14 protein-coding genes, 2 tRNA genes and 1 pseudogene are annotated in these 24,800 nt (G+C 66.4%); 4 read left to right on the forward strand and 13 right to left on the reverse strand.

The features are described 5' to 3' along the window. Positions 1-445 precede the first annotated feature (445 nt). From BH719_RS04595 to BH719_RS04605, 3 genes are all read right to left on the reverse strand, one after another. Positions 446-4,348 (reverse strand): DNA-directed RNA polymerase subunit beta', encoded by a 3,903-nt coding sequence (locus BH719_RS04595; RefSeq protein WP_009743588.1) that lies wholly within the window; start codon positions 4,346-4,348, stop codon positions 446-448. A 15-nt stretch (positions 4,349-4,363) separates the two neighbouring features. Continuing rightward, a complete protein-coding gene (gene rpoB, locus BH719_RS04600; protein WP_009743589.1) occupies positions 4,364-7,840 on the reverse strand; it encodes a DNA-directed RNA polymerase subunit beta in 3,477 nt (1,158 codons plus the stop codon). 180 nt (positions 7,841-8,020) lie between these two features. After that, on the reverse strand, positions 8,021-8,458 hold the full coding sequence (locus BH719_RS04605) for a hypothetical protein (RefSeq protein WP_157098184.1): 438 nt from the start codon (positions 8,456-8,458) through the stop codon (positions 8,021-8,023). A gap of 148 nt (positions 8,459-8,606) precedes the next feature. On the opposite strand from BH719_RS04605, the gene BH719_RS10290 reads away from it, so the two are divergent. Continuing rightward, positions 8,607-8,732 carry an excalibur calcium-binding domain-containing protein gene (locus BH719_RS10290; RefSeq protein ID WP_009743590.1) on the forward strand — a complete coding sequence of 42 codons (126 nt, stop codon included), beginning with the start codon at positions 8,607-8,609 and terminating at the stop codon, positions 8,730-8,732. A 617-nt stretch (positions 8,733-9,349) separates the two neighbouring features. Here the strand turns inward: BH719_RS10290 and BH719_RS04615 are convergent. The 3 genes from BH719_RS04615 to BH719_RS04625 all read right to left on the reverse strand — a co-directional run bounded on the left by BH719_RS04615 (position 9,350) and on the right by BH719_RS04625 (position 12,510). Next, positions 9,350-9,426 (reverse strand) — tRNA-Ile (locus BH719_RS04615). Positions 9,427-9,521: 95 nt separating this feature from the next. After that, positions 9,522-10,397: a fructosamine kinase family protein gene (locus BH719_RS04620; RefSeq protein WP_009743591.1), complete on the reverse strand. Its 876-nt coding sequence runs from the start codon at positions 10,395-10,397 to the stop codon at positions 9,522-9,524. Positions 10,398-10,491: 94 nt separating this feature from the next. After that, positions 10,492-12,510 (reverse strand): GmrSD restriction endonuclease domain-containing protein, encoded by a 2,019-nt coding sequence (locus BH719_RS04625; RefSeq protein ID WP_009743592.1) that lies wholly within the window; start codon positions 12,508-12,510, stop codon positions 10,492-10,494. A gap of 353 nt (positions 12,511-12,863) precedes the next feature. Between BH719_RS04625 and BH719_RS09070 the strand changes: the two genes are divergently transcribed. After that, on the forward strand, positions 12,864-13,961 hold the full coding sequence (locus BH719_RS09070; RefSeq protein ID WP_009743594.1) for a DNA cytosine methyltransferase: 1,098 nt from the start codon (positions 12,864-12,866) through the stop codon (positions 13,959-13,961). Here BH719_RS09070 and drmB read toward each other — a convergent pair. From drmB to BH719_RS09835, 4 genes are all read right to left on the reverse strand, one after another. Further along, positions 13,947-15,851 carry a DUF1998 domain-containing protein gene (gene drmB / locus BH719_RS04630; RefSeq protein WP_034255254.1) on the reverse strand — a complete coding sequence of 635 codons (1,905 nt, stop codon included), beginning with the start codon at positions 15,849-15,851 and terminating at the stop codon, positions 13,947-13,949. The two genes, BH719_RS09070 and drmB, sit on opposite strands and share 15 nt — an antisense overlap. Further along, on the reverse strand, positions 15,848-19,351 hold the full coding sequence (locus BH719_RS04635; RefSeq protein ID WP_009743596.1) for a helicase-related protein: 3,504 nt from the start codon (positions 19,349-19,351) through the stop codon (positions 15,848-15,850). Before BH719_RS04635 ends, drmB begins: the two co-directional genes overlap by 4 nt. A 223-nt stretch (positions 19,352-19,574) precedes the next feature. Further along, the gene (locus BH719_RS09075; protein WP_157098185.1) at positions 19,575-21,101 is read right to left on the reverse strand and encodes a hypothetical protein; all 1,527 of its coding nucleotides are present in this window, start codon (positions 21,099-21,101) and stop codon (positions 19,575-19,577) included. After that, positions 21,098-22,042, reverse strand: a complete 945-nt coding sequence (locus tag BH719_RS09835; protein ID WP_216818686.1) for a hypothetical protein — start codon at positions 22,040-22,042, stop codon at positions 21,098-21,100. The genes BH719_RS09075 and BH719_RS09835 overlap by 4 nt, the downstream gene beginning before the upstream one ends. A gap of 337 nt (positions 22,043-22,379) precedes the next feature. Between BH719_RS09835 and BH719_RS04645 the strand changes: the two genes are divergently transcribed. Both BH719_RS04645 and BH719_RS04650 read left to right on the forward strand, forming a co-directional pair. Further along, on the forward strand, positions 22,380-22,844 hold the full coding sequence (locus BH719_RS04645) for a hypothetical protein (RefSeq protein WP_009743599.1): 465 nt from the start codon (positions 22,380-22,382) through the stop codon (positions 22,842-22,844). Then, positions 22,837-23,142, forward strand: coding sequence for a transcriptional regulator (locus BH719_RS04650; protein ID WP_009743600.1), 306 nt, complete (start codon positions 22,837-22,839; stop codon positions 23,140-23,142). The genes BH719_RS04645 and BH719_RS04650 overlap by 8 nt, the downstream gene beginning before the upstream one ends. A 94-nt stretch (positions 23,143-23,236) precedes the next feature. Here BH719_RS04650 and BH719_RS04655 read toward each other — a convergent pair whose 3' ends face one another. From BH719_RS04655 to BH719_RS04665, 3 genes and pseudogenes are all read right to left on the reverse strand, one after another. Next, complete coding sequence (locus BH719_RS04655) at positions 23,237-23,827, reverse strand: hypothetical protein (protein ID WP_009743601.1); 591 nt, start codon at positions 23,825-23,827, stop codon at positions 23,237-23,239. Positions 23,828-23,967: 140 nt separating this feature from the next. After that, a tRNA-Ala gene (locus BH719_RS04660) sits at positions 23,968-24,043 on the reverse strand. 300 nt (positions 24,044-24,343) lie between these two features. After that, positions 24,344-24,800: pseudogene (locus BH719_RS04665) on the reverse strand (hypothetical protein); the annotation flags it as partial.

Consider the following 24,800-nt stretch of genomic DNA (forward strand, 5'->3'; position numbering starts at 1 on the left):
ACTGCGCACAGCCGGCCCTGCACGAAGCCCCGAACACCCGCGAACCGGCGCAGCCGCCGGACGGGCAACGCACAGCCGGCCCTGCACGAAGCCCAGGACGGACCAGCCAACACGCTATGGCCCGCAGCCCCTCCCGAGCGCGGCGAGCCGCATTGGGGTAGGAAAACACTCATTGGGGCAGGCAATTCGCCTACCCCAATGCTCCGTTGCCTACCCCAATGCACTAAACATGCCGCAATACGGGCGCCGCGCGGCGCGAGACGGCGCCCCCGGCGGACCGCGCGAGCGCATACAGTCAGCGCGCCCGGCGGACCGCGCGAGCGCATACAGTCAGCGCGCCCGGCGGACCGCGCGAGCGCATACAGTCAGCGCCCCCAGTCGACGGCCTGGGCCCGGCCCCCGCGCGGGGGCCGGGCCCAGGTTCCCTGATCAGGCGTTCAGGCGCTCACTCGTGGAAGCTCATGCCGAAATCGATCGAGCCGAGCGTGTCGAGGAAGTCCTCGGACACCTGCCCGTCCTGGAAGTCCACCTCCGAGTAGTTGGAGTTGGCCAGGGCCTCCGGCGTGGGCTCGACGATGACGTCGTTGTAACGGGCCAGGCCCGTGCCCGCGGGGATGAGCTTGCCGAGGATCACGTTCTCCTTCAAGCCGACCAGCGAGTCCGACTTGCCGTTCATGGCGGCCTCGGTGAGGACCTTCGTCGTCTCCTGGAAGGAGGCGGCGGACAGCCACGAGTCCGTGGCCAGTGACGCCTTCGTGATGCCCATGAGCATCTGGCGGCCCGAGGCCGGCTGCCCGCCCTCGGCCGCGACGCGGCGGTTCTGCGTCAGGTAGGCCATGCGGTCGACGAGTTCGCCGGGCATGAACGAGGTGTCCCCCGGCTCCAGGATGGTCACGCGGCGCAGCATCTGGCGGACGATGACCTCGATGTGCTTCGCGTGGATGCCCACGCCCTGGTCGCGGTACACCTTCTGGACCTCGTCCACCAGCATCTTCTGGGCCACGTTGCGGCCCATGATGCGCAGGATCTCCTTGGGGTCCAGCTGCCCCTCGGTCAGGGGCGTCCCCGCGTCGATGTGCTGGCCCTCGGCCACCAGCAGCTTCTGGCGGCGCGACACCTCGACGACCAAGTCCTCCTTGGCGTCGTCGCGGGTGATCACCACGCGGCGCACCGAGGGGTCCTCGTCGTCGATGTGGACGCGGCCGGCGGCCTCGTTCATCTTCGCCTCGACCTTGGGCGCGCGCGCCTCGAAGAGCTCCTGCACGCGGGGCAGGCCCTGCGTGATGTCCGCCGCGGAGGCGGCGCCACCGGTGTGGAAGGTGCGCATCGTCAGCTGCGTGCCGGGCTCGCCGATGGACTGGGCGGCGATGATGCCGACGGCCTCGCCGATGTCCACTTGCTTGCCGGTCGCCAGGGAGCGCCCGTAGCAGGCCGCGCACGTGCCGACCTGCGACTCGCAGGTGAGCACGGAACGGCACGTGATCTCGCCGACGCCGGCGGCCACCAGCTCGGCGAGCTGGTCGTCGCCCAGGTCGGTGCCGGCCGGCATGACGACCTCCCCGGCCTCGTTCACCGCGTCGCGGGCGAGGTTGCGGGCGTAGGCGGTCGTCTCGATGAGCTCCGAGGGCTCCCACTGGCCGGCGTCGTTCTTCTGGGCGATGCGGATCTTCAGGCCCGCGCGCGTGCCGCAGTCGGCCTCGCGGACGATGACGTCCTGGGAGACGTCGACGAGGCGCCGCGTGAGGTAGCCGGACTCGGCGGTGCGCAGGGCCGTGTCGACCAGGCCCTTACGGGCGCCGTGCGTGGCGATGAAGTACTCGAGGACGGTGAGGCCCTCGCGGTAGTTCGCCTTGATGGGCTGCTCGATGAGCTTCTGCTTCGGGTCGGACACGAGGCCGCGCATGCCGGCGATCTGCTGCACCTGGGACCAGTTGCCGCGGGCCCCCGAGTTCACCATACGGTACACGGTGTTGCGCTCGGAGAAGTTGTCGCGCATGTCCTGGGCGACCTCCTCGGTGCACTGCAGCCACAGCTTCACGAGTTCCTCGTAGCGGGTCTCCTCCAGGATGATGCCCGTCTCGAACTGCTCGACGATCTCGGCGGCCTTCGCCTCGTATCCCGCCAGGATCTCGCGCTTGCGCGGGGACGCCTGGATGTCGGAGAAGGCGATCGTGATGCCCGACCACGTCGACCAGTGGAACCCGGCGGACTTGAGGGCGTCGAGGCAGTCGGCGACCAGCACGTTCGGGTAGCGCTGGGTGAGCGTGTTGACGATGTCGCCGAGCTGCTTCTTGCCGACGACCTCGTTGACGAACGGGTAGTCGGTGGGCAGCTGCTCGTTGAAGACCGCGCGCCCCAGGGAGGTCTCGAGGATGATGTCGTCCCCGGGCTGCCATCCCTCGGGGGCCTCCCAGCCCTCGGGCGGCACGGTTCCGTCGGAGAAGCGGATGCGCGCGGTCGCGTTCAGGTCCAGGTTGCCCGCGTCGAACGCCATCTGGGCCTCCGCCTGGCTGGAGAAGTACGGCACCACGGGGTTGCCGGCTTCGTCCACCTCAACCGGGACCGACGGGTCCGGGGTTGACGTCAGGTGGAACAGGCCGATGATCATGTCCTGCGACGGCATGGCCACAGGACGGCCGTCGGAGGGCTTGAGGATGTTGTTCGTCGACAGCATCAGGATGCGGGCCTCGGCCTGCGCCTCCGCTCCCAGCGGCAGGTGGACCGCCATCTGGTCGCCGTCGAAGTCGGCGTTGAAGGCGCCGCAGGCCAGGGGGTGCAGCTGGATGGCCTTGCCCTCGATCAGCTGGGGCTCGAACGCCTGGATGCCGAGGCGGTGCAGCGTGGGCGCGCGGTTGAGCAGCACCGGGTGCTCGCGGATGACGTCGTCGAGGACGTCCCACACCTCGGGGCGCTGGCGCTCGACCTTGCGCTTGGCGGCCTTGACGTTCTGCGCGTAGTTCTTCTCGACCAGGCGCTTCATGACGAAGGGCTTGAAGAGCTCCAGGGCCATCTGCTTGGGCAGGCCGCACTGGTGCAGCTGCAGCTGCGGGCCCACGACGATGACGCTCCGGCCCGAGTAGTCGACGCGCTTGCCCAGCAGGTTCTGGCGGAAACGGCCCTGCTTGCCCTTGAGCATGTCCGAGATGGACTTCAGGGGGCGGTTGCCCGGGCCAGCGACGGGGCGCCCGCGGCGGCCGTTGTCGAAGAGGGCGTCAACGGACTCCTGGAGCATGCGCTTCTCGTTGTTGACGATGATCTCCGGGGCGCCCAGCTCCAGCAGGCGCTTGAGGCGCGTGTTGCGGTTGATGACGCGGCGGTACAGGTCGTTGAGGTCCGAGGTCGCGAAGCGCCCGCCGTCGAGCTGCACCATGGGGCGCAGGTCCGGGGGGATCACCGGGATCTTCGTGAGCACCATGGACGCCGGGGAGTTCCCGGTGACCACGAAGGCGTTGATGACCTTGAGGCGCTTGATGGCGCGGGCCTTGCGGGGACCGGAGTCCGAGGCGATGGTCTGGCGCAGCGCCTCCACCTCGGCGGCCAGGTCGAAGGTCTCCAGTCGCTTCTGGATGGCCGAGGCGCCCATGTCGCCCTTGAAGTAGGTCCCGTAGCGGGCGACCATGGAGCGGTAGAGGCGCTCGTTGCCCTCCAGGTCGCCGACCTTGAGGTTCTTGAAGCGCTCCCACGTATCCTCGAGGCCGTCGATGTCGGCGTCGAAGCGGCGGCGGACCTTCGCCATGTCGCGCTCGCCCTGCTTGCGGGCGCGGTCGCGCTCGGCGGCGGAGGCCCCCGAGGCCTCCATCTGGGCGATGTCGGCCTCGAGCTTCTCGGCGAAATCGTTGATGGCCGCGTCGCGGTTGTTCTCCATCTGCTTCTTCTGCACCTCGAGCTCGGCGCGCAGTTCGGCCAGATCCTCGTGGCGGCCCTTCTCGTCGACCTCGGTGATCATGTAGGCCGCGAAGTAGATGACCTTCTCCAGGTCCTTCGGCGCCAGGTTGAGCACGTAGCCCAGGCGCGAGGGAACTCCCTTGAAGTACCAGATGTGGGTGACGGGGGCCGCCAGGTCGATGTGGCCCATCCGCTCGCGGCGCACCTTGGAGCGGGTGACCTCCACGCCGCACTTCTCGCAGATGATCCCCTTGTAGCGCACGCGCTTGTACTTCCCGCACGCGCACTCCCAGTCGCGCGTGGGCCCGAAGATCTGCTCACCGAACAGGCCGTCGCGCTCGGGCTTGAGCGTGCGGTAGTTGATGGTCTCCGGCTTCTTGACCTCACCGTGGCTCCACGTGGCGATGTCGTCGCCCGTTGCCAGGGTGATCTTCAGGCTGTCGAACGTTTTGGCGTCCAGCAAAGTTATCTCTCCCTATCAGATCGCATCGATGGTCGCCGCGGCGTTGGGACGGGCATCGAGGGTGATGCCCAGGTCCTCGCGCGCATTGAAGTCCTCGTCCTGGTCGCGCAGGTCGATGACGTTGCCGGCCGCGTCGAGGGCCTCGACGTTCAGGCACAGCGAGCGCATCTCCTGGATGAGGACCCGGAAGGACTCGGGGATGCCGGGCTCGGGGATGTCCTCGCCCTTGACGATGGCCTCGTAGACCTTGACGCGGCCCGTGGTGTCGTCGGACTTGATGGTCAGCAGCTCCTGGAGGGCGTAGGCGGCGCCGTAGGCCTCCAGCGCCCACACCTCCATCTCGCCGAAGCGCTGGCCGCCGAACTGGGCCTTGCCGCCCAGCGGCTGCTGCGTGATCATCGAGTACGGACCCGTGGAGCGGGCGTGGATCTTGTCGTCGACCAGGTGGTGGAGCTTGAGCATGTACGTGTAGCCCACCGAGATCGGGTACGGGAAGGGCTCGCCGGAGCGCCCGTCGAAGAGGCGCGCCTTGCCGTCGGGGTTGGTGAGCACGTCGCCGTCGCGGTTGGGGTTGACGTTGCGCAGCAGGCCCGCCAGCTCGTCCGCCTCCAGGCCGTCGAAGACGGGGGTGGCGACGCGGGTGCCGGGGGCGGTGGCGATGCCGTCGGAGGGCAGTTGGCGGGTCCACTCCTCGCCGGCCTCGACGGCGCCCGAGGCGTCCCACCCCTGGTGGGCGAGCCAGCCCAGGTGGTACTCGAGCACCTGCCCGACGTTCATGCGCCCGGGCACGCCCAACGGGTTGAGGATGATGTCGACGGGGGTGCCGTCCTCCAGGAAGGGCATGTCCTCGACGGGGAGGATCTTGGAGACGACGCCCTTGTTCCCGTGGCGGCCGGCCATCTTGTCGCCGATGGTGATCTTGCGCCGCTGGGCGACGTAGACGCGCACTGTCTGGCGCACGCCGGGGTTGAGGTCGTCCTCGTCGTCGTTGAACTCGCGCACGCCGATGACGATGCCCTCCTCGCCGTGGGGCACGCGCAGGGACGTGTCGCGCACCTCGCGGGCCTTCTCGCCGAAGATGGCGCGCAGCAGACGCTCCTCGCTGGTCAGCTCGGTCTCGCCCTTGGGCGTGACCTTCCCGACCAGGACGTCGCCGGCGGTGACCTCGGCGCCGATGCGGATGATGCCGCGCTCGTCCAGGTCGGCCAGGGACTCCTCGGAGACGTTGGGGATATCCCGGGTGATCTCCTCCTCGCCGAGCTTCGTCTCGCGGGCGTCGACCTCGTACTCCTCGATGTGGATGGAGGTCAGGACGTCCTCCTCGACGACGCGGCGGGACAGGATGATGGCGTCCTCGTAGTTGAGGCCCTCCCACGACATGTAGGCGACCAGCAGGTTCTTGCCGAGCGCCACCTCGCCGTTGGAGGTCGCCGGGCCGTCGGCCAGGACGTCCCCGGCCTCGACGCGGTCGCCCTCGTCGACGATGACGCGCTGGTTCGTGCAGTTGCCGGGGTTGGAGCGCTCGAACTTCTCGAGGCGGTAGCTGTCGCGCCCCCCGGCGTCCGTGGACACCACGATGAGGTCGGCGCTCACCTCGGAGACGACGCCCGAGTGGGCGGCGAGGACCATCTCGCCGGAGTCGTGGGCGGCGCGCTCCTCCATGCCGGTGCCGACCAGCGGCGCCTCGGTGGTGAGCAGCGGCACCGCCTGGCGCTGCATGTTCGCGCCCATGAGGGCGCGGTTCGCGTCGTCGTGCTCCAGGAAGGGGATGAAGGCGGCCGCCACGGACACCATCTGGCGCGCGGAGACGTCCATGTAGTCGACGCGCTCGCGCGCGATCAGCGTCGGCTCCTCGCCCGCGACGCGGCACAGGACATCGCGCTCGGCGAAGGTCCCGTCCTCGGTGAGTGGGGAGGAGGCCTGGGCGATGAAGTGGGCCTTCTCGTCGTCGGCGGTCATGTAGCGGATCTCATCGGTGACCTTGCCGTCGCGCACGATGCGGTAGGGCGTTTCGATGAACCCGAAGGGGTTGATGCGGGCGAAGGTCGCCAGCGACCCGATGAGGCCGATGTTCGGACCCTCAGGGGACTCGATGGGGCACATGCGCCCGTAGTGCGAGGGGTGGACGTCGCGCACCTCCATGGAGGCGCGGTCGCGCGACAGGCCCCCGGGGCCCAGGGCCGACAGGCGGCGCTTGTGGGTCAGGCCGGCCAGCGGGTTGTTCTGGTCCATGAACTGGGAGAGCTGGGAGGTCCCGAAGAATTCCTTGATGGCGGCCACGACGGGGCGGATGTTGATCAGCGACTGGGGCGTGATCGAGTCGGTCTCCTGCGTGGTCATGCGCTCGCGCACGGTCCGCTCCATGCGCGCCAGGCCGGTGCGGACCTGGCCCTGGATGAGCTCGCCGACGGCGCGGATGCGGCGGTTCGCGAAGTTGTCGATGTCGTCGGTCTCGACGCGCACCTGGACGGCCTCGCCGCCGCGGGTCCCCGCGAAGGACGCCTCGCCCTGGTGGAGGGCCAGCAGGTACTTGACGGTGGCGACGATGTCCTCCAGGGACAGGGTCGACGCCCTGGGATCGGCTTCGATGGCCAGCTTCTTGTTGATCTTGTAGCGGCCGACCTTCGCCAGGTCGTAGCGGCGCGAGTCGAAGTAGAAGTTGTTGAGCAGGGTCTGGGCGGCGTCGACGTTGGCGGGCTCGCCGGGGCGCAGCTTGCGGTAGATGTCGAGCAGCGCCTCCTCCTGGGTGTTGACGGTGTCCTTCTCCAGGGTCTCCAGCAGCACGGGGTAGTCGGCGAAGGAGTCGCGGATCTCGGACTCCGTCATGCCGATGGCCTTGAGGAAGTGCGTGACCGACTGCTTGCGCTTGCGGTCGATGCGCACGCCGACCGCGTCGCGCTTGTCGATCTCGAACTCCAGCCACGCGCCGCGGCTGGGGATGACCTTCGCGCCGAAGGTGTCCTTGTCGGTGGAGCGGTCCGAGAGCTTCTCGAAGTAGACGCCCGGGGAGCGCACCAGCTGGGAGACGACGACGCGCTCGGTGCCGTTGATGATGAAGGTGCCGCGGGGCGTCATCAGGGGGAAATCGCCCATGAAGACGGTCTGGGACTTGATCTCGCCGGTCTCGTAGTTCATGAACTCGGCGGTCACGTACATCGGGGCGGAGTACGTGTAGTCCTTCGTCTTGGCCTCCTCCATCGAGTACTTGGGGGACTCGAGGCGGTGGTCGCGGAAGGACAGGCTCATGGTGCCTGCCACGTCCTCGATGGGCGAGATCTCGTGGAAGATCTCCTCAAGGCCCGAAACGTCGGGCACGTCGGTGCGGCCGTTCTCCTTCGCGGCCTCGACGCGGGCTTTCCACGCGTCGTTGCCCAGCAGCCAGTCGAAGCTCTCGACCTGCAATCCCAGGAGGTTGGGGGCCTGGAGGGGCTCGCGGAGCTTGGCGAATGAGACGCGGGGCGTATGCTGTTTGGCGGTGCTGTTGGCAGCCAAAGGGGGTCCTTCCCTGCTTTTCCGTTGCGCGCATGCGCCTTCGGCCCATTACCTGACACCGCCGCCGCCCGCCAAGCGCCTGTTACGGCGGGTGGGTACGGGTCACCTCGGACACAATAAGGCGCAACCACTCATAATAGGCACAACCAGGGGCCCTCTCAACAAGGAGGGCTGTCTGTGTTAGAATTCACCCTCCGCGAGCGCGCTCCGCACGCGCCACGCCCGGAAGGCCTCGCGCAGCAGCCACGCGGCCACCGCAGCGCACAGCTGGGCGACGACCACCGCCGCCAGCACCGCCGTGCCCCCGAGGAACGGGGACGCCCCAGCGCCGCCCCTGCCCGCGACGAGGCCGACCACGATGGCGATGGGCACGAACACCAGCACCGGTGAGACCACCACGAGCGCTTTGACCCGGGCCGGACGCGCGAGCAGGGCCGCCGGGATCGACACGAGGACCTGCACGAAGGTGAAGAAGCCGAAGGCGCCGTAGGCGTACACCGCGAACAGGTCCGCGTCCGCCCAGTACAGCACCAGCCCGACGGCGCAGGCCGCGACGAAGGCCACCAGGGCGCGGACCAGGAACACCAGGACCGGTCGGGGGGCTGCTTCGTCGTCCATCTTCTGATGATACAGACGCGAACGGGCGACGGCTAGGGGGCGTCGTGAAACCAGGGCGGGGGCGCCCGCGCGAGCCTGTTCCACGGACGGCGCCCGCCCTTCGCCCTGCCGCGCCCTGACGGCCACAGGAGGCGTCCACCCCACCCCTGTGTCCGCGTGCTTCAAGAACTGCGCCAAGGCCCGCGCCGCGGGTGCCGCTCCCATGTACGAAGGCTCCCCCGGCTACAGGCACACCCTCAACCGTGACGAGGATGGTATCACCTGCGAGAAATGAGGGTTTTCGTATTTTTGGACGTGGGGTGCCGCACATTGCGGGACTTCCATCGATCCGGGGGTGGCGCGCTTCTCGTGGTCCAGCCGTCTGGCGGTCTTGCGGCCGGGCGCTCCAGCGGTTCGGTGGTCCAAAATGCGTCTGAGTTTCGGGTGGGAACAGGGGCTTGGCGGGCATGTGGTCCAAAATGCGTCTGAGTCTCACCGAATCCGCCCGAATCCGGCCAAAACCGTCAAACCCAGACGCTTTTTGGACCACCCACGCGCGGAGCCCTTCGAAAACAGCGAAACCCAGACGCATTTTGGACCACTCCCGCCCACCGCCACCCGAAGTCGCAGTGCGGCCCGCAGAAGCCTGGGTGCCGAAAGCGCAGCGGGCAGGCCGTGCCCCCCGCGCGACGACCTGGAAACCGCCACCTGGCCGAGCGTCTGGCTCTCCGCGCCACACACCCGCCTCCAGAACCCAAACCCCACCCCAGTGCGCAACTCCGGGAAAACCCAACCCGCCCACGCCGCGCGCCGCACCCCGAAAAAAGCCCAACGGTGCGGGCGGGTGGGTGCCCGCGCCGTACACGCCCGCCTCGCGGCGGGCCCCGGCGCGCGACGGCGGCGGGGAGGCGGTGGTGCCCCAAGCCGGGCTTGAACCGGCGACCGGCGGATTATGAGTCCGCTGCTCTAACCGACTGAGCTATTGGGGCACTGACAGTCTAGCGGCTCGCCCGGCCCCGCTCATAGTGGCGGCCGTCGGCACGACGGCGCGACCGGCCCTTCCTGCGCGCGACCGGCCCCGGCCTCAGGCGTAGCGGCGGGCGATGGCCGTGGCCTCGGGCACGTAGGAGCGCCCGAAGAGGAAGCAGTGGACCATGATGATGTGCATCTGGTGGAGGCCCGTGCGCCCGCGCCACCCGTCGGCCAAGGGGGACGCCTCGTGGTACGCGGCGGTGATGCGCTCCAGGTGCGGGCACCCGAAGACGGCGAGGGCGGCCAGGTCCTCCTCGGCGTGGCCCCCCTGGGCGGCGGGGTCGATGAGCACCGCGCCGTCGGGCGTCCACATGACGTTCCCGCTCCACAGGTCCCCGTGGGTGCGCGCCGCGCCGATCTGCCCGGACGCGGCGGCCTCGGCGACCAGGCGCGGCTGGTCGTGGTCGAGCGCCCCCGACTCCAGGCGCTCGCACAAGCGCTCGACGAGGGCGCGCTCCGCCGCCGTGAAGGCGGGCGCCCCCAGGTAGGGCGCGATGCGCTCGCGCGCGTAGAAGCTCCCCCACGACTCGGCGGGCGCCGACCAGGCCGCGGTTCCGTACGCGCTCCCCCGCGCCGCCGCCGTGTCCTTCCCCGCGGCCGGTGTGCCCCGCGGCGCGGGTTCTGAGCGCGCGGGCAGGGACAGGGGGGCCTGGCCCATCCACCCGTCGCCGCTGTGCCCGGGCGGGGCTGCGCCGAGGTGCGCGGCGCCCGCGGCGTGGGTGCGGGCGAGCGCCCTGCCGAACTCCTCCGCGGCCCCCGCGGTGGGCGCGGCGGCACGCAATCGCGGCTCCTCCAGCCAAGTGGGGCCGTGGGCGAGGACGGGCACGACCGCCGCCCCCGACGGCCCGGCCCCGGCCAGCCAGGCGAGCCCCGCGACCTCGTAGGCGATCCTGCCGGGGCGGCCGTCCGTTTTCCTGAAGGCGCTCACCCGGGCGCCCCCGCCGCGCAGGCGGCCCCCGGTCCGGAGCGGACGGGCGCTACACAGTCCCCCGCCGCCGTGGCGGGCGTTTCCGCGCCGCCCCTCATTTGCTGAAACGGCGGCGGTAGGTGTCCCACAGCTCCCGCATCTTCTTGCCGTCCGATTCGCGGACGAACACGTCGAAGGCGGCCGCCGAGGTGCCGGTCAGCGCGCGGACGGCGGCCGACGGCGAGGCCACCGAAGTGCCGTCGGAGAGCTCGAGCCCGCCCGAGTCGGTCACGGTGACGGAGTACTCGTCGCCGATATTGGGACGGCGCCACACGAACACGTCCCCGGGGGCGACGATCCCCGAGTCCACCACGTCAGCCAGGCGCACCAGCTTGGTGCGGCCTCCGGACTTCCCCTCCAGGTTGCGGCCCAGCTCCTCCTCGGTCATCCGCGTCAAGTCGACGTGGTCGGAGTCGCGGCGGATGTCCCAGTAGTCGGCGACGAGCTCCACGAGCCTGCCGTGGCGCTCCTGGAGCGCCCGGTCGTCCAGGGTGTCGGCCCCGGGGAACGAGGCGACGACCGTCTTCCCGATGCCCCGCGTGCTGCGCAACTTGTCGTTGATGGCGGACCAGTTGCCCGCCGCCCTCACGTCGCGGGGCTTCATGGCGCTCAGCGCGAGGCCGCCCAGGCGCATCGACCACGCCTCGAGCGGCGTCTTCGGGTCGATGCCGTCGATGGGGGCGGGCGGCAGCGCCTGGATGGCCGTGGTCGCACGGGGGAGGGCGGGGATCCTCCCGTCGAGCGCCATGAGGGCGCGGTAGAGCAGGATCTTCCCGTCGGCCTTCTTCGCCAGGGAGGACTTGAGGCGGGCGACCACGCGCAGGCGCACGTCGTCGTCGACGGAGAAGATGCGGTCGGCGTGCTCCACGGGGCGCACGTCGTCGTCGAGGGCCCTCATCGCTCGCACGAGCCGCTTCTCGCGTTTGCCGGGCGAGACCTTGGCCATGTAGTTGGCGCCGTACATGCGCTCCAGGCGTTTGAGCAGGTCCGCTTTGCCCTCCTGCGGAACGTCCAGGCGCAGGACGCTCATCGCCGCGGGCTTCCAGTCGGAGGCCGGGTACTGGCGGAGCAGCTCGAGCCACACGCCCCCGGGCATGGTGGCATCGGTGGCCGAGGCGATCTCCCGGTACGCCCTGGCCGTGGGGACCAGCAAGTCGTCGATGAACTCCTTGCCGGTGTGCTCGCGCAGGTAGGGGGACAGCACTTTCGCCTCGAACTCGTCGATGAGGGCCCTGCTGGCGAAGTCGTGGGTGTAGAGGACCAGCAGGTGCGAGAAGAACTGGTCCGCGCTGTCGGGGCTGGCCTCGTCGAGGGTGCGGTCCCACAGGTCGCCGTAGGAGTCGCGGCTGGAGGGGCTCACGGCGGCCAGGACCCTCGCTTTGAAGATGTCGGCGGCCGTCAGCGAGACACCGCGGGTGTTGAGGACCCCGAAGATCCTGTGGGCGCTCTGGTAGGTGTCGGTCTTGACCTTGACGATGGACACGCGCTCACTGAGGAACTGGAGGAAGGACCAGAGGTTGTCCTCGTTGATCACGTCCTCGAGCGCGTCGAGGATGACGAGGGTGTTGGCGTGCATGTTGCGCTGGCCCTTGGTGGCCAGGGCGGCGGGGTCGCAGTCCCGCAGGGAGTCGATGTCCCCGTCGATGATGTAGCCCTCGAAGAAGTCGACGTCGCGGTTGCGCATCTTCAGGCGGGGGCGCTCCTCCAGGCCCCTGATGAGCCTTCGCGGGATCTTGAGGAGCTCCGTGATCTCCCCGCGCTGGGTCTCGTCGAGGATGAGGTAGCGGATGACGGCGAGCAGGAGGCAAATGGTGGTGAGCCGCTGCTGGCCGTCGATGATGTCCTCGTCGATGGAGCCCGGGGAGGAGACGACGACGATGGATCCCAGGAAGTAGTCCTCCTCACCTTCGCGGCGCCACGCCTCCAGGAGGTCCGCCATGAGGGTCTCGACCTGCTCCGACTCCCACACGTAGGGCCGCTGGAAGTCCGGGATGCGGTACTGGCGGTCCCCGCTGAGCAGGCCGCGCTCCCCCAGCTTGCCGCCAATCGTCGTCTGCTCAACCTCGATCGACACTGCTGCGTCCTCCTGTGTTCCGCGCCCCCGCCGCGCCAACGGGAGCTGTGCTCTCATGGGGGGCGCCGCGGCCCCGCTTCCATACTAGGGCGAATCGCAGTGGCGGCGCAGCCCCTCTTCGACGGGCGGGATCCGGCGCCGCGCGGGAGGGCCGCTGGTCGGCGGGCGGATCGGGGGCCGCGCCGTCGACCGGCCAGGGACTGCGCCTCCCGACCGGGGCAGCGCCCTGCCCTGTTCACGAGGCGCGGGCCGGGTTAGTGCTGGGCGTAAAGGCTCTGGGCACGATGGTGATAGTCCATCGGCAGCCTGCAGCGCCGCAGGGACCGCGACCGCTGCCATACTATAGTTGAACCATGAAAGGCAGCCTGGTCGTCCCCGCAGGGGAAAAAACACTGGAACCACCCGTTCGGACGGCGACTGCGGACGCTACGAGCGCTGAGGCCGCAAGCGCGCTGCCCAGAATCGTTAGTCTTTTCTCAGGTGCTGGCGGGCTGGATCTCGGGTTCCAACAAGCGGGCTTCCCACTGAGTTTCGCGGTGGATCTCTCGCCTGCGGCTATCGAGACCCACCGCCGCAACTTCCAAGACACCGTCGCGGTGGAGGCAGACCTTACAGAACTCGGTTCCGATGGAGTTCTCGAGCATTTGGCCCCCATCCTGGAACCGGGCGAATCGATCGGTGTGATCGGCGGGCCGCCCTGCCAGGGATTTTCGCGAGCAAACACCCGGTCTGCGGCGAATGACCCCCGCAATAGGCTCCCTCTGTTGTATTTGCAGATTGTTGAGGCGCTCCAAACGAAATACAGAGTCGAGTTCGTGCTGTTTGAGAACGTGCTCGGCATCCGCGACGCTAAGCACCTGACCACATTCAACGGCATCCTTGATAAGTTCAACAGCATCGGGCTGGTCGCAACCGCCGAAGTCTACTCAGCACTCGACTACGGAGTCGCCCAGAGACGTTATCGCGTCATCGTCTCCGGATTTAGGGACCGCGAAGTTTCCCGAGCTTTCAAACCCAAGAAAGCCGAAACAGGCAATCTCACGGTTCGTTCGGTTATCGAGGGCCTTCCAGATCCCGTGTTTTTCACACACGGACTCCAGAGGACGGCCATTCCCCACCACGAGAACCATTGGACGATGCGCCCTATGTCCAAACGATTCCTCCAACCGGAAGAATCAGGCCAAACGGGGCGCAGCTTCCGGCGACTGAAGTGGGATCAACCCAGCCCCACGGTCGCCTACGGCCACCGTGAAATCCACGTGCATCCCTCTGGACGGCGGCGCCTCAGCATTTACGAGGCGATGCTTCTCCAGGGCTTCCCGGACGAGTTCGTTCTGGAAGGAAACCTGTCCGCACAAGTCGAACAGGTCTCCAACGCGGTCCCGCCTCCCCTAGCCCGCTCTCTAGCCACAGCTATCAAGGAGGCACTGCAGGAACTAGGAGAACGTTGAGAAGTATCCCAACGTAGGATCCTTGAAGGTTCCGATGACCAGTCCGCGATCCAGGAAGCGGTTGAACTCCTCGCAGCTGGTCTCCGGCAGTAACGCGCAGCCGTGGCAGGCGGCCAGGTTGCAGGAGTCCGGTCCTTGCCCCTTCTCGCCCGCTTCCATGCAGACGGGGTCGGTGGAGCACCAGCGGGCACCGGAGACGGCGGAGACGAACACCGCTCGTAGATTGTCGGGCCGTGCCATGCGCACGAGGCCACCCATGGTGCCCTCGGAGTCGCCAGCCGCGGTGTAGATGAGGAGTCCCGCCATCTCCCGCTCGGCATTAGTCGAAACGTAGAGGCGTTCACGGAGCGACGCGGAACTGTACCCGCAGGTGAAAACAAGCTCATCGATAAGCAGGTGCCCCAGTGTGTGCAGAAGCACGAAACGGGGGGTGGGCGCACGGCCCTGGCCACCACGCCGAGCGGTGAACTTCCCGTACTGGTCAGTGATCCTCTGGGCCCGCGCTTGAACCTCGGGCCGGCCCTCCCAAGCAGCCAGCTGCGCCGGATCGAGCTCGAGGTAAATCCCCTCGCCCTTCACGACGTAGGCGGGCAGCCAGTCTTGGCTGGACGGCAGCGGTTCCCGGCGCAGGAGGGCCTTGCCCGCACTGAGTTTCAGAACATCGTCGTAGACCCGGGTGAAACCCCTCAGCGCTCTGGTCTCACGGAGCACATCGACCGAGCGCACCCGCTCCAAGTGGGAGCTGAGATCGGTGTGGAGACCGGGATCGGTTGCGGTCAAGTAGTCATCGATCGGGGTCTCTCGAATGAGTTGAAACTCCGGATAGCGCCATTCGTCGTTTCCGGTGAGGAATTCGGCATCGGATTCCTCATCTGATTCGCTCCCTTCGTCCCCACTGCCAACGAGGTCGCGATAACCCGCGATGAGTTCTTCGTCTGTAATTGGGCCGAAGAGCTCCGGAGGCACATTCTCGCGAAGCTGGCTACGCAGAATCCCAGCCTCAAGGTCTACGCCGAATATGTTGTGCAGGGTGCGCATCGTGGCACTGACCGCCGGGTGGCGCATCAGGTCGTGCATTTCGGCGCTGACAGAGCCTTCCTTCCAGGGAAGATAGATAGACGACTCGACCTTTGGGAAGTAGATATTGCCGGCACCGCGTAGAGCACCGCGCATTGGCAGACCGCAGGCTCCTTCGTCTTCGGCAAGCCAGGGGCGGGCACCAGAGCAGAGGTAGGGGTCGTCGGGTGACGACAGATTGTCACTGAAGAACGTATGCTGCTCCTTATTCTTGTCATGTGCTTCAGTGATACGACCGAGGCTCCGCTTCTTACCACACCGATCGCACACGACTTGCTGGCCTTCGAGGCCATCACCACCAATAGACCTAAGGCGCAATGGCCCCTTGCAGGAAGGGTTGGCGGTTCGGTGCACCCACGCATCGAAAGGAAAGTCGTCAAGGTGGCCTGCGGCGCAGATGGTGACGAACGGGACCTGGGACATACGCGGTTTGGAGTTGCCGTGCTTCTTGTTCTCACACCGCACGGCTTCCCGCATAGTGAGCGTTGATCGTTCAAGGCGCTTGCAGTACATACAGAAGTGCCAGCGCGGGAAGCGCAGCGCTGGGACGGTCAGCTTGACATTTCGCTGGTCGTCCCCATGCCCCTGATACCGGTAGTCGGGCGGCAATCTCAACTCATTGACCCGCAAGCGCGCTTCAAGCCGCCAATCATGCTCCTGGTATTCCTCCATAGCGGGGTCGTCACGGCCTTCAGGCTCATACCAGTGGTCTAACCCGGCAGTGATGACCGACGTCCCGTCGACGAGAACACTCATCGCACCTACCCCAAACGGGGTAACGAGTTGGGCACGCCTCATTGCTCCGGTGTTCATAGCTCCTCCTCCACTTCAGCATCGGCATGGGCATAGGCAAGCGAGATCTCCAGGCGGCACTCGGCATCGACGTTCCGCATGCTCGTTGGCACGTCCCAGATCGCGGCTTTGCTGTCGAGGTCGGGCAGCGTCCCCGCGAAGCGCATCAACCCCTGCTTGGGGTCTCCCCAAGGAGCGGGGTTCGCTTCCCAGATCGTGCGCTCCCAGCCATCCCACTGCCGGGCACGTTTGTAAGCCATCCGTTCCATTGCCGGCATTTCGTCAGGATCAGTGATGCGCGCTCGTTCACGGAGCAGTGCGAACGCCTTGTGGTACTCGACTGAGGGGAACGGGTACGGTAACAGGTCTTCTGGCGTGGTCTGCCGGATGTAAGCCACGATGGCCGCATGCAGCGCGCGTCGGAGCACAGGGGTGGCGAATGGCGTCACCGAAGTGGGCTCAACCTGGGCGTAGAGCTGTTGGTGGTAGGTCAGAAACCTCTCGTAGTGGCTCCGATCACGGGGCTTCGCCGCACCGTAGATCGTGATCACCAAACCCGGGCTGATATCAACGCGACGCCCAACACGGCCGGACACCTGGATGTACTGCGCCGTGGATTTAGGCTGTCCGACGATGGTCATCAGACCGAGGCGGTCGATGTCGATGCCGACTTCAATGATGTTCGAGGCGAGGCAGATGTCGATGGCGTCTTGGTGGTCCTTCCCAGGGCTGTAGCGGGTTTGAAGTTGTTCGATCGCCTTCGGGATCTCATCAGAGCGACGGCGCGAGGTGAGTTCCATCGGGCGGCTCGGCCACCGGGGGATGACGCCATCGCGCCGCTTCAGCCGGGTCAGGTAGTCAGGCACGTCGGACTGCAAAAGCGACACGGTGTTACCGAGTTCTCGCAGTGAATTGAAGAAATTCAGATTCGTCCAATAACCATCGCGGTTCGCTTCGGGCACTTTGGCGGCTGCCTGCAAGGTTGCTGCCGCGACACGGGTCTGCACTGTCTGCGTGGAGCCGAAGGAGGCGCTCATGACTCCGATGTACCGTCGACCGGGCCCACGCGATCCGTCCTCCAACAGCACGGGTTGAGCGAAGAAGGACTGCCCCTCCTCCAGTCCGTGCGGTGGGAACAGCGCGACATCAGTACGGCCGAATAGCCCTTTGATCTGGTCCTCGTACCGCCGAATGGTGGCAGTGGACGCGATGATCTTCGGCGGGACCGCTTCCCCGTTCCGGCGGTCGGTGCACAGCTCGTCGATGACGGCCTCGTACAGGCCGGCCATCGAGCCGAGTGGCCCGGAGATGAGGTGCAGTTCGTCTTGGATGATCAGATTGGGCGGTGAGGAAACACGCTCACCCTGATCGTTGAAACCGAATAGGCTCCGGGCCTCAGGGCGCCAAGCCATCATGGCGAACTTATCGACGGTGCCGATCACGATCGAGGGACGCACCTCGTAGATATCCTCATCCACCACGTGCACTGGCAGGCCCGAACGCCGAGAGTAGCGGCACTCACGATCGGCGCAACGCAGCACGACCCGTTTGCGGCCGTGAGCCATGGCGTAGCCGACGACGTCTTGCCCTCTTCCACGATGTTTGCCCCTGGGTTTGGGCCCCATCTCAGCCCCGCACCAGGGACAACGCAGTAACAGGAAGAGGTTCTCTTGTTGAACGTTGCTTTGGAGTCTCTCGAGCCCCTTGACGGCCTGCTTCCATGTGTTCGGAGTTGATGAGCCACCAAGCCAGATCCCTATGCTGAAAGGCTCGCTTCCCAGCGCATTAGAATGACGGTCGCGGATATCTTCCAGCACGCAGACGAGCGAGGCGGCCCGTAGGAACTGCTGGGCGGTGAGGAGTCTCAGCGTATAGCGCATCAGGGTATCAGTACCCGTGTCGTCGGGATCGCGCAGGCGGCGGGCGAGCAGGCTGATCGCGCAAGCCCCGAGGTACGCCTCGGTCTTACCGCCACCAGTTGGGAAGAAGATGAGGTCCACCAGGGAGCGGTTTGGGTGGGAGGGGGCGACCAATTCGGGCAGACTGGCGAGGATGAACGCGATCTGGAATGGCCGCCACATTCCCTTGCCCTGCTGAATGCGCGGCTCCGGATGGGCGCCTTTGGGGCGAGGCCCGCCGCCCTTGCGAGGTTCGGCTTCGCGCAGTGGGAAGGTGGAGCGGACCTGTTGGTACAGCATGGCCTTGTTGGCCCATCGGAACGCCCGCTCGGCCGTCTGATCCGAGCAGACCAGGTCCCATCCCGTCTCCATTCGTTCGAGAGCGGTTTCCGCCGCCCTCATATGTCGATTAGCAGCTTGGCGGAAGCGCTCAGGCAGATCACTGATTTCCGCTTTGCGCGCGGCGATCCACTCCGAGTACAGGCGCAGCACGGTCTCGACCTGTTCACGCCCTTGAGGAGTCCCGTCGGCAAGTTCTTCCATGCTGACCGTGACCGCTTGGCGCCGTCCTTCGTGATCGAGGAGGTATTTCCCCTTGTCGTCGGTCAAGTAGACGTTCGGGGTCAAACTGACGACCTCGTAAGCCGGCAAGGCGACGGCACGCACCTGGCATACTGCTTCCCCTGGGCCCTCGTCCCATTCGGCGGCGCAGCCGTGCCCGATGGCGTAGGTGCGTTTGTTGCGGTAGAGCAGGTCGATCGACTGCTCCTCTTCGTCGCGTCCGGAACGCGCGACCTCCGGGTAGGGTTCGATAGTCAGACCGTCCACGGCGGTGACGGTGAACCCCATCTGGAACAGGGCACTGTCCGCCCCCTTACGCGTTGTTTGATTCACGGCCACTACCGTCACCAGTCGAAGTTCTGAGTCTTCGACTCCGGGTACTGGGCGGGTGAACACCTGAGTCGTCGGCGAGATCACTGGCTGCGCGCCTTCGGGTGCAGTATTGACGGTCGTCAACTGGTTGGTCTGCGAGAGGAGGACGTCTCCGGGGACCGATCCGTTGAGCGTGAAGGGGCGGCGGCACCACCAGTCAACTGGCCCCGATCGCCCCGGGACGTGGACCGCGATCTTCTCGTAGTGGGCACCGGTAACCCTGATGGCGAGGGAACCACTGGTTGGAGTGCGGCATTGAAAGGAAACCGCCATCGCGGACGGTTTGAAGCTGTTGGCGTCGGTCAGGTCGAAATCGTCTGCGTCAGCCGCGTCATGTCGCAGCGCCCCCTGGATCTCGATGGGCGGCCCATCAGGGGAATCCTCATGATGGGCGAGACCAGGAACTCCCGTAAGATCGATGTCCTTGATTCCTGCCCCTCGCCCACTGGCCACAACACCGCCGTGAAGCACACCGATGCCATAACGGGAAAGCGGCGATCCCGTGTTCAGGATCTCCTGCATTGTCGCACTGTCGTAGAACTGTCCGCGGCTCTCCTCAACTGTCTTGAATCGGATAGAGCCGCTCGAGCAGTCAACTGGTTTCCCTGCTGGATGATCCGAATCAATGGGGCCGAATAGTTCGCGCCGGAGTTCGGCTTCTACAATGTCTCGGGCTTCGAGTCCACTCATATTCTACCTCCTACTGTGCGGCAGCCCGTGCTACCGGATTCGGTGAGTGTAAGAAACTGCTCGCGGAACGGACGAGTCCGTGGCGAGTCAACGAAACGAAGGCGCTTGACGTTACGGTCTCGACAAGGCCGGTAACCCCGCGCTACGGCGCCTCGAGCCCCATCTACGGCGGCGTGGACTATAACTTCGCCCAGCGGATCGCTGGTCGACCAGTTGGAAGGAGTCATTCGAGCCACCGACCTCCCGAGTCGACGAACGGCACTCGCGCATCATGTCGGGAGATGATTTGCTTGAAAGGCGAAACAGCCAAGACCTTGGTCGCGAGAATGCCCCGGAACCCTTCAGTGCGGGCATCTAAGACGATGTGCCCGACACGCTCCAGCTCAGCGAGGTCGGCAGATGACACTATTTCCTCGAGTTGCTTCCGATATTGTGCAATCTTATGGTAGAGCTTACTACGGAGTTCAGAAGCGTGGTCCAAGGTCGGATGGACCGCGATGTCCAGCCATCTGAGAAGTATTTCGAAATCTTGTTTACGCTTCGGTCGGACCAAGATTGGATCGATCCACGCCCGCACCTGGTCGACAGCCTGAACACCCGCATTGCGCAGATCCCTTTCGACACAATGGTGGCCATGGTGTCGTAGCCGCAGGGCTAAGAGACGCTTCCATTGCTCTTGCGTGGCCGTAATTTCTGCTTCCTTCGGCCCCAGGCCATCGAGCGCCGCTCGGTACAACGCGCTCCGCTCAGTGGCGCCCTCCCGGAGGAGGAGGTAGGTTCCCACCCGGACTGCTGGCACTTCTGTGTACGTGACACGTTCACCGCAGGGCTGGCTTGGGTCGAGGGAGCGAATGCGACTGCCGTCGTCGAGCCACATCGCATAGCCACCACTCAGGTACAGCTTACGCGCCGTCACTTCGTCATTCTTCGGTTCACGACCACCACTTGGACGCTCACCCCAGATGGGTTGTGGCAGATATTCAGTCTCGCCAGCACTTTCGTTCGAGGACTCGCCTTCGACACCTTCGATGGCTTCCCCACCGAACACACGCGCCTTCACTAGGATAGCCCCTTCTGCGTATGCGGCAATCCTCGAACGCGGAATGTCGCGATTCCTGAACCACTCCGGTATTAAGAAACTCACATCGTCCGTTATGGGAGCCGTCACCAGCGATGCGGGGAAGAAGACCGGGGGGCCGATAACGTACATCCACTCACGCCCGGGTCGTGCGCGCACCGCCTCGCTAGCAGTGACGACAAGGAGACCGTCAATGTCAAGCCACGATATCAGTCCGTCTGCCGCTATTCTACTCGCGGCAACGATAATGCAATTGCCGACGCCAACCTCGTTGAACAGAGTCATAAGTTCAGAGCCGATCCCTGAGTCAGTTCGAGCGATTCCGCTCGCGCAATCGACTAGTTCGTCGAGCAAATCTTGGTTCCGAATCGCCCCCTTCAGCCTCCGGGCTTGCTCGGAGATCGCTTCAACGAGTTCGTGAAGGCCTGGGTTGAGGCTGACCGGTTGAGCTTGAGTGATCCGTCGCCACCGCAACGCCTTCGCTGGGCAGACAATGTCGTCGAGGAAGGAACCGTCCTCGCTCTTCGCCAGTGCGATGAGTCGGCGGACGGCCGCGTCGAAACGCGCACCGGCGGGATCTTCAACGGCATTAATCTCAATGCCGCCTTTCTGATACCGAGCAATCCTATCGGCGGCCTCATAGAAGCGATTCAGTGCGTCAATGCGGTTCATAGCGCCACCGTGAATCCCAATGCTTCGACTCCCCCTGGCGGTGTCCATCCCAGATCCTTCGAGAGCGACAAGGGCTCGCCACAGGTGTTCCTCAGTTGGAGTACGACTTCTTCGGTCGCTTCGTCCGCCCGGGAGCGGTCCAGGACGCAGATCACAACCGGGGCTTCAATGTCCGGCAGCCACTTGATCGCTCCGTTGCCGTCCAGGATGACAGCCTTCAGGGCCGCTAGGAGCGGAAGACGGTCGGGGAGACTCATCGCGGACAGGATGCGCGTGCACCAGGTTGCCACCTTCGGTGTCCTGGGCAGCAGCACCGACCCGATAGAGCTGCGCTCCAGATCTTCGTCATCCTCTTTTGTCAAACATGCGCTGGAGTCTTCCTTCAACCACTCCGCGGTGCCGACGATCGCCAGGTCAGCCGCAGGACGCGCTAACCACGCATCCCATACTGAGTCCAGACCAGCCATACGCGCCATACTTCCGGGCTCTGGACGGTCCTGACTGCATGTACCGCGGTTCGGCTCCCAGTCCTCGATTTCACTCAGCGCTTGGACCTTATCAACAGTCCATTCCCTTCCGGCAAACCTCGCCCTGGGCGGCTCCACACTTTCGTCAAGGGAAAGAAAGGCCCCAGCTAACACCTTGCGCTTGTTGACGGCTCGCACCCATTTGCCTCGTTCAAGCTTCCGCAGAGTATCCAAAGGGGTGGGCAGTTCTGGCTTCTCACTTGCGAGCACCCAGCCACAGCCAATCAGAACGGCCGCAAAATCCCGTCTCGGAACAGAAACCGCGATGACCAGCTGACGACCACCGTTCTTCCTGTGGTGCCGCGCCGCCCGGCACCCCAACGCAACCATCGGCCCGATCCAATCTGCGGGCCCGCCAGGTTCGTCATCGCTCTGCGAGAGTACGAGACGGAACTTTGCACTTGCAGAAGACATAACTGCGGGCACTTTCACTCAATCCCAGCTCTGCCCGTCAGCACCGAACCGGCACAGAGCATGGGCATCCGCCAAGCGTTGGCAACTTGCCGCAGCACGCCAGTTGATGTCCGCTCGCAGGGCAACCACCATTTCTCACTCCTCAGTGCCTCACCTACGGCCACGACCGCGATGTCGTCTATAGGTGTTGAGTATATCACTCACCCATCTTCCAGGCCACGAGCGCCGTACCCAAGCTCCAGCTCCCATTGGGCAGACGAACTAGTGACCGAGGCCATACTGACACCCCGCCCCCAAAGACTTTCCAAAGCGGAAAGTTTCATATACGCTTTCCATCATGGAAACACACTTCGAGGGCGGCCGGGACGAGGCCGCAGGAATGCTCACCGCACTGTCCGCGGACCGCCAGAGGCTCGCCCAACAGGTCACCGTGCCATGGGCGCTGATGGCGGCGTTCGGCGCACTGGGCGCCTGGTGGGTCGGCTCGGCCGCTTCCGCCGCGCCCGGAGCGCACTACGAACCGCCGACGTCGGGCTGGATGGCGCTCCTCGGCGCACTGGTCGTCAGCCACCTGGTGCAGCGCGAGACGGGGATCCGGTTCCGCTCACTCGGCGCGCGCGCGAATTGGATGGTCGCGGCGATCGTCGTGGCCTGCCTCGCGCTGTTCAGCGTCTCACTGGGCCTCGTGTCGCTCCAACTCCCGTGGGCCGTCGTCGCGACCAGCCTCGCAGCGTTCGCCCTCACGACCTGCCTGTCCGGCCTCGCCCTGCGCAGCGCCGTGGAGAGCGCCCGCCGTGGCTGAGGCGCGCTTCGACGAGCTCGTCCACGCCCCGCTGCGCCTGCGCATCTGCGGATTGCTGCGCCACGTCGCGGGCCTGAGCTTCGCGCGCCTGCGCGATTCCCTCGGGGTCTCGGACGCCACCTTGTCCAAGCACGTCAAAGCACTCGTCGGCGCGGGCTACCTCGAATCGCGCAAGAGCGCGTCCCCGATGCGCGACGACTCGCGGCGCGTCGTGTGGCTCTCGCTGACCGGGGAGGGGCGGAGGGCCTTCGACGGCCACGTGCGCGCCCTCGAGGAGATCGTCGGTGCCGCACCGTGACCCAGCCCCCTGCCGGGGCGGGGCCGACGGACAAGCCGTTATCCGCACGCCGTCACGAACGCGCCGCAAGGGCCGGCGCCCCCAGCACGGATGGTCAACGCGGGCGCTTGTCCGCGGTCCGTGAGCGCGAGAACCTGGTCCCGAGCCACAGGCACCCGCCGCACAGGACGAGCCCGACCGCTGCGGGGAGGAGGACCTTGGCCCCGGCCTCGCCCGCGAAGACCACGCTCCACAGGGACTTCGCAACGGCGATCAACGCCAGCACCGCCACGCCGAGCCAGACGTTCCTGCGCCACAGGGCTGCGGCCAACGCGGCCAGCGAAAGGGGGACGAGCAGCGTGAGGAGGACTTTTCCCGGCGTCCAGTCCCCCTGCAGGTACTGCTGCTCGAACTGCAGGAACTGCTGCACTTGTGGGCTAGCCTCCGTTGGCGGGGCGAACCACCCCATACTCGTGAGGAGCAATAAGACCGTCGCCATCACCCCCGCCCAGCTGCGTTTGTAGGAGAACCAGCAGAAGGGCACCAGGAACAGCGGTCGGATGTACCAGCTGAGTTGATTATGGTGCCGCTGCCACAACCAGTCCCAGAACTCCGGCACGGTGAACGCCGCGACGATGAACACGATGATCAACGCGGCGAACACAACGGCGAGGGCCTTATCGCACTTCCTCAGCACTGCAAGCATTCCCACAGGCTAGCACCCCCACCGGGTGGCGGCGCCCCCCTACGATCCGGCCCCCCTGCCCCGGACATGCGGAAACTCCCCCGGCGCGCCGGGGGAGTCCTATCAGTATTCACCTCGAGACCGGTCCTGGAAGGCCCTGGTGGTGGAGCTAGGGGGATTCGAACCCCCGACCTTCTCATTGCGAACGAGACGCGCTACCAACTGCGCCATAGCCCCAAGGACGGGGACCAGCATAGCACCTCCGCCCACTGAGCGCGAACCGGGATGGCCGCGCCCCGTCCTGCCGAGCCCTGTGCCAGCGATGGAGCTGATCCGGTCACCGCCAGGACCGGCAGGCGCCCCCATCACCGCCAGGATCGGCAGGCGCCGCACCGCCCGCGGGATGGGCCGGGCCCTCCCTGACGCGTCTTGCGCGGGGCGGTCCGCCAACCCACGACGACGGTGACAGGCACCGCCGCCCCGGGCGCGCAACCCGCGCGACCCCGGGGCGGCTTCGTCACTCAGCAGTCCGCCGCGTCACTGGGCGCGCTTGGAGTCCAGGACGGCCTCCAGGTTGAGGGCGACCGCCTGGTCGGCGACGACCTCCTCGGTGGAGCGCTTGCCGCCCTCGTAGGTGGCGGCGACGGGGCGCGCGGGCACGGAGGCCGCGACCTTGGGGATGCCGCGCAGGTCGGTGTCGGCGTGGACCATGCGGCCCGAGATGCGCCCGCGCATCACGTAGGTGGGGGCGGGGACGGGGACGACCGTCCACGTGCGCGACTGGGCGAGGGAGCGCGCGGCGCGCGCGGTCTCCTCCTCGGAGACGGGCACGACCTCCGCGTCGTCGACGTCCGTGTTGAAGACGAGGCCGGGGGCGCCCCCACCGGCGACGGCCCCGGCCCTTGCTGCGGGAACCACAGCGTCGGATCCGCCGGGAACTGCGGCACCCGAACCGGCGCCGACTGCTGCGCCGGCCCCGGCGGCCGCCGCGTCG

Source organism: Pauljensenia hongkongensis (assembly GCF_001746855.1).
Taxonomy (GTDB): domain Bacteria; phylum Actinomycetota; class Actinomycetes; order Actinomycetales; family Actinomycetaceae; genus Pauljensenia; species Pauljensenia hongkongensis.

Excerpts from the sequence above, each read along its gene's own strand:
- BH719_RS04605 (WP_157098184.1), bottom strand. The coding sequence starts at position 8,458 with ATGGACGACGAAGCAGCCCCCCGACCGGTCCTGGTGTTCCTGGTCCGC.
- BH719_RS09070 (WP_009743594.1), top strand. The coding sequence starts at position 12,864 with ATGAAAGGCAGCCTGGTCGTCCCCGCAGGGGAAAAAACACTGGAACCA.
- drmB (WP_034255254.1), bottom strand. The coding sequence starts at position 15,851 with ATGAACACCGGAGCAATGAGGCGTGCCCAACTCGTTACCCCGTTTGGG.
- BH719_RS04635 (WP_009743596.1), bottom strand. The coding sequence starts at position 19,351 with ATGAGTGGACTCGAAGCCCGAGACATTGTAGAAGCCGAACTCCGGCGC.
- BH719_RS09075 (WP_157098185.1), bottom strand. The coding sequence starts at position 21,101 with ATGAACCGCATTGACGCACTGAATCGCTTCTATGAGGCCGCCGATAGG.
- BH719_RS09835 (WP_216818686.1), bottom strand. The coding sequence starts at position 22,042 with ATGTCTTCTGCAAGTGCAAAGTTCCGTCTCGTACTCTCGCAGAGCGAT.
- BH719_RS04645 (WP_009743599.1), top strand. The coding sequence starts at position 22,380 with ATGGAAACACACTTCGAGGGCGGCCGGGACGAGGCCGCAGGAATGCTC.
- BH719_RS04655 (WP_009743601.1), bottom strand. The coding sequence starts at position 23,827 with ATGCTTGCAGTGCTGAGGAAGTGCGATAAGGCCCTCGCCGTTGTGTTC.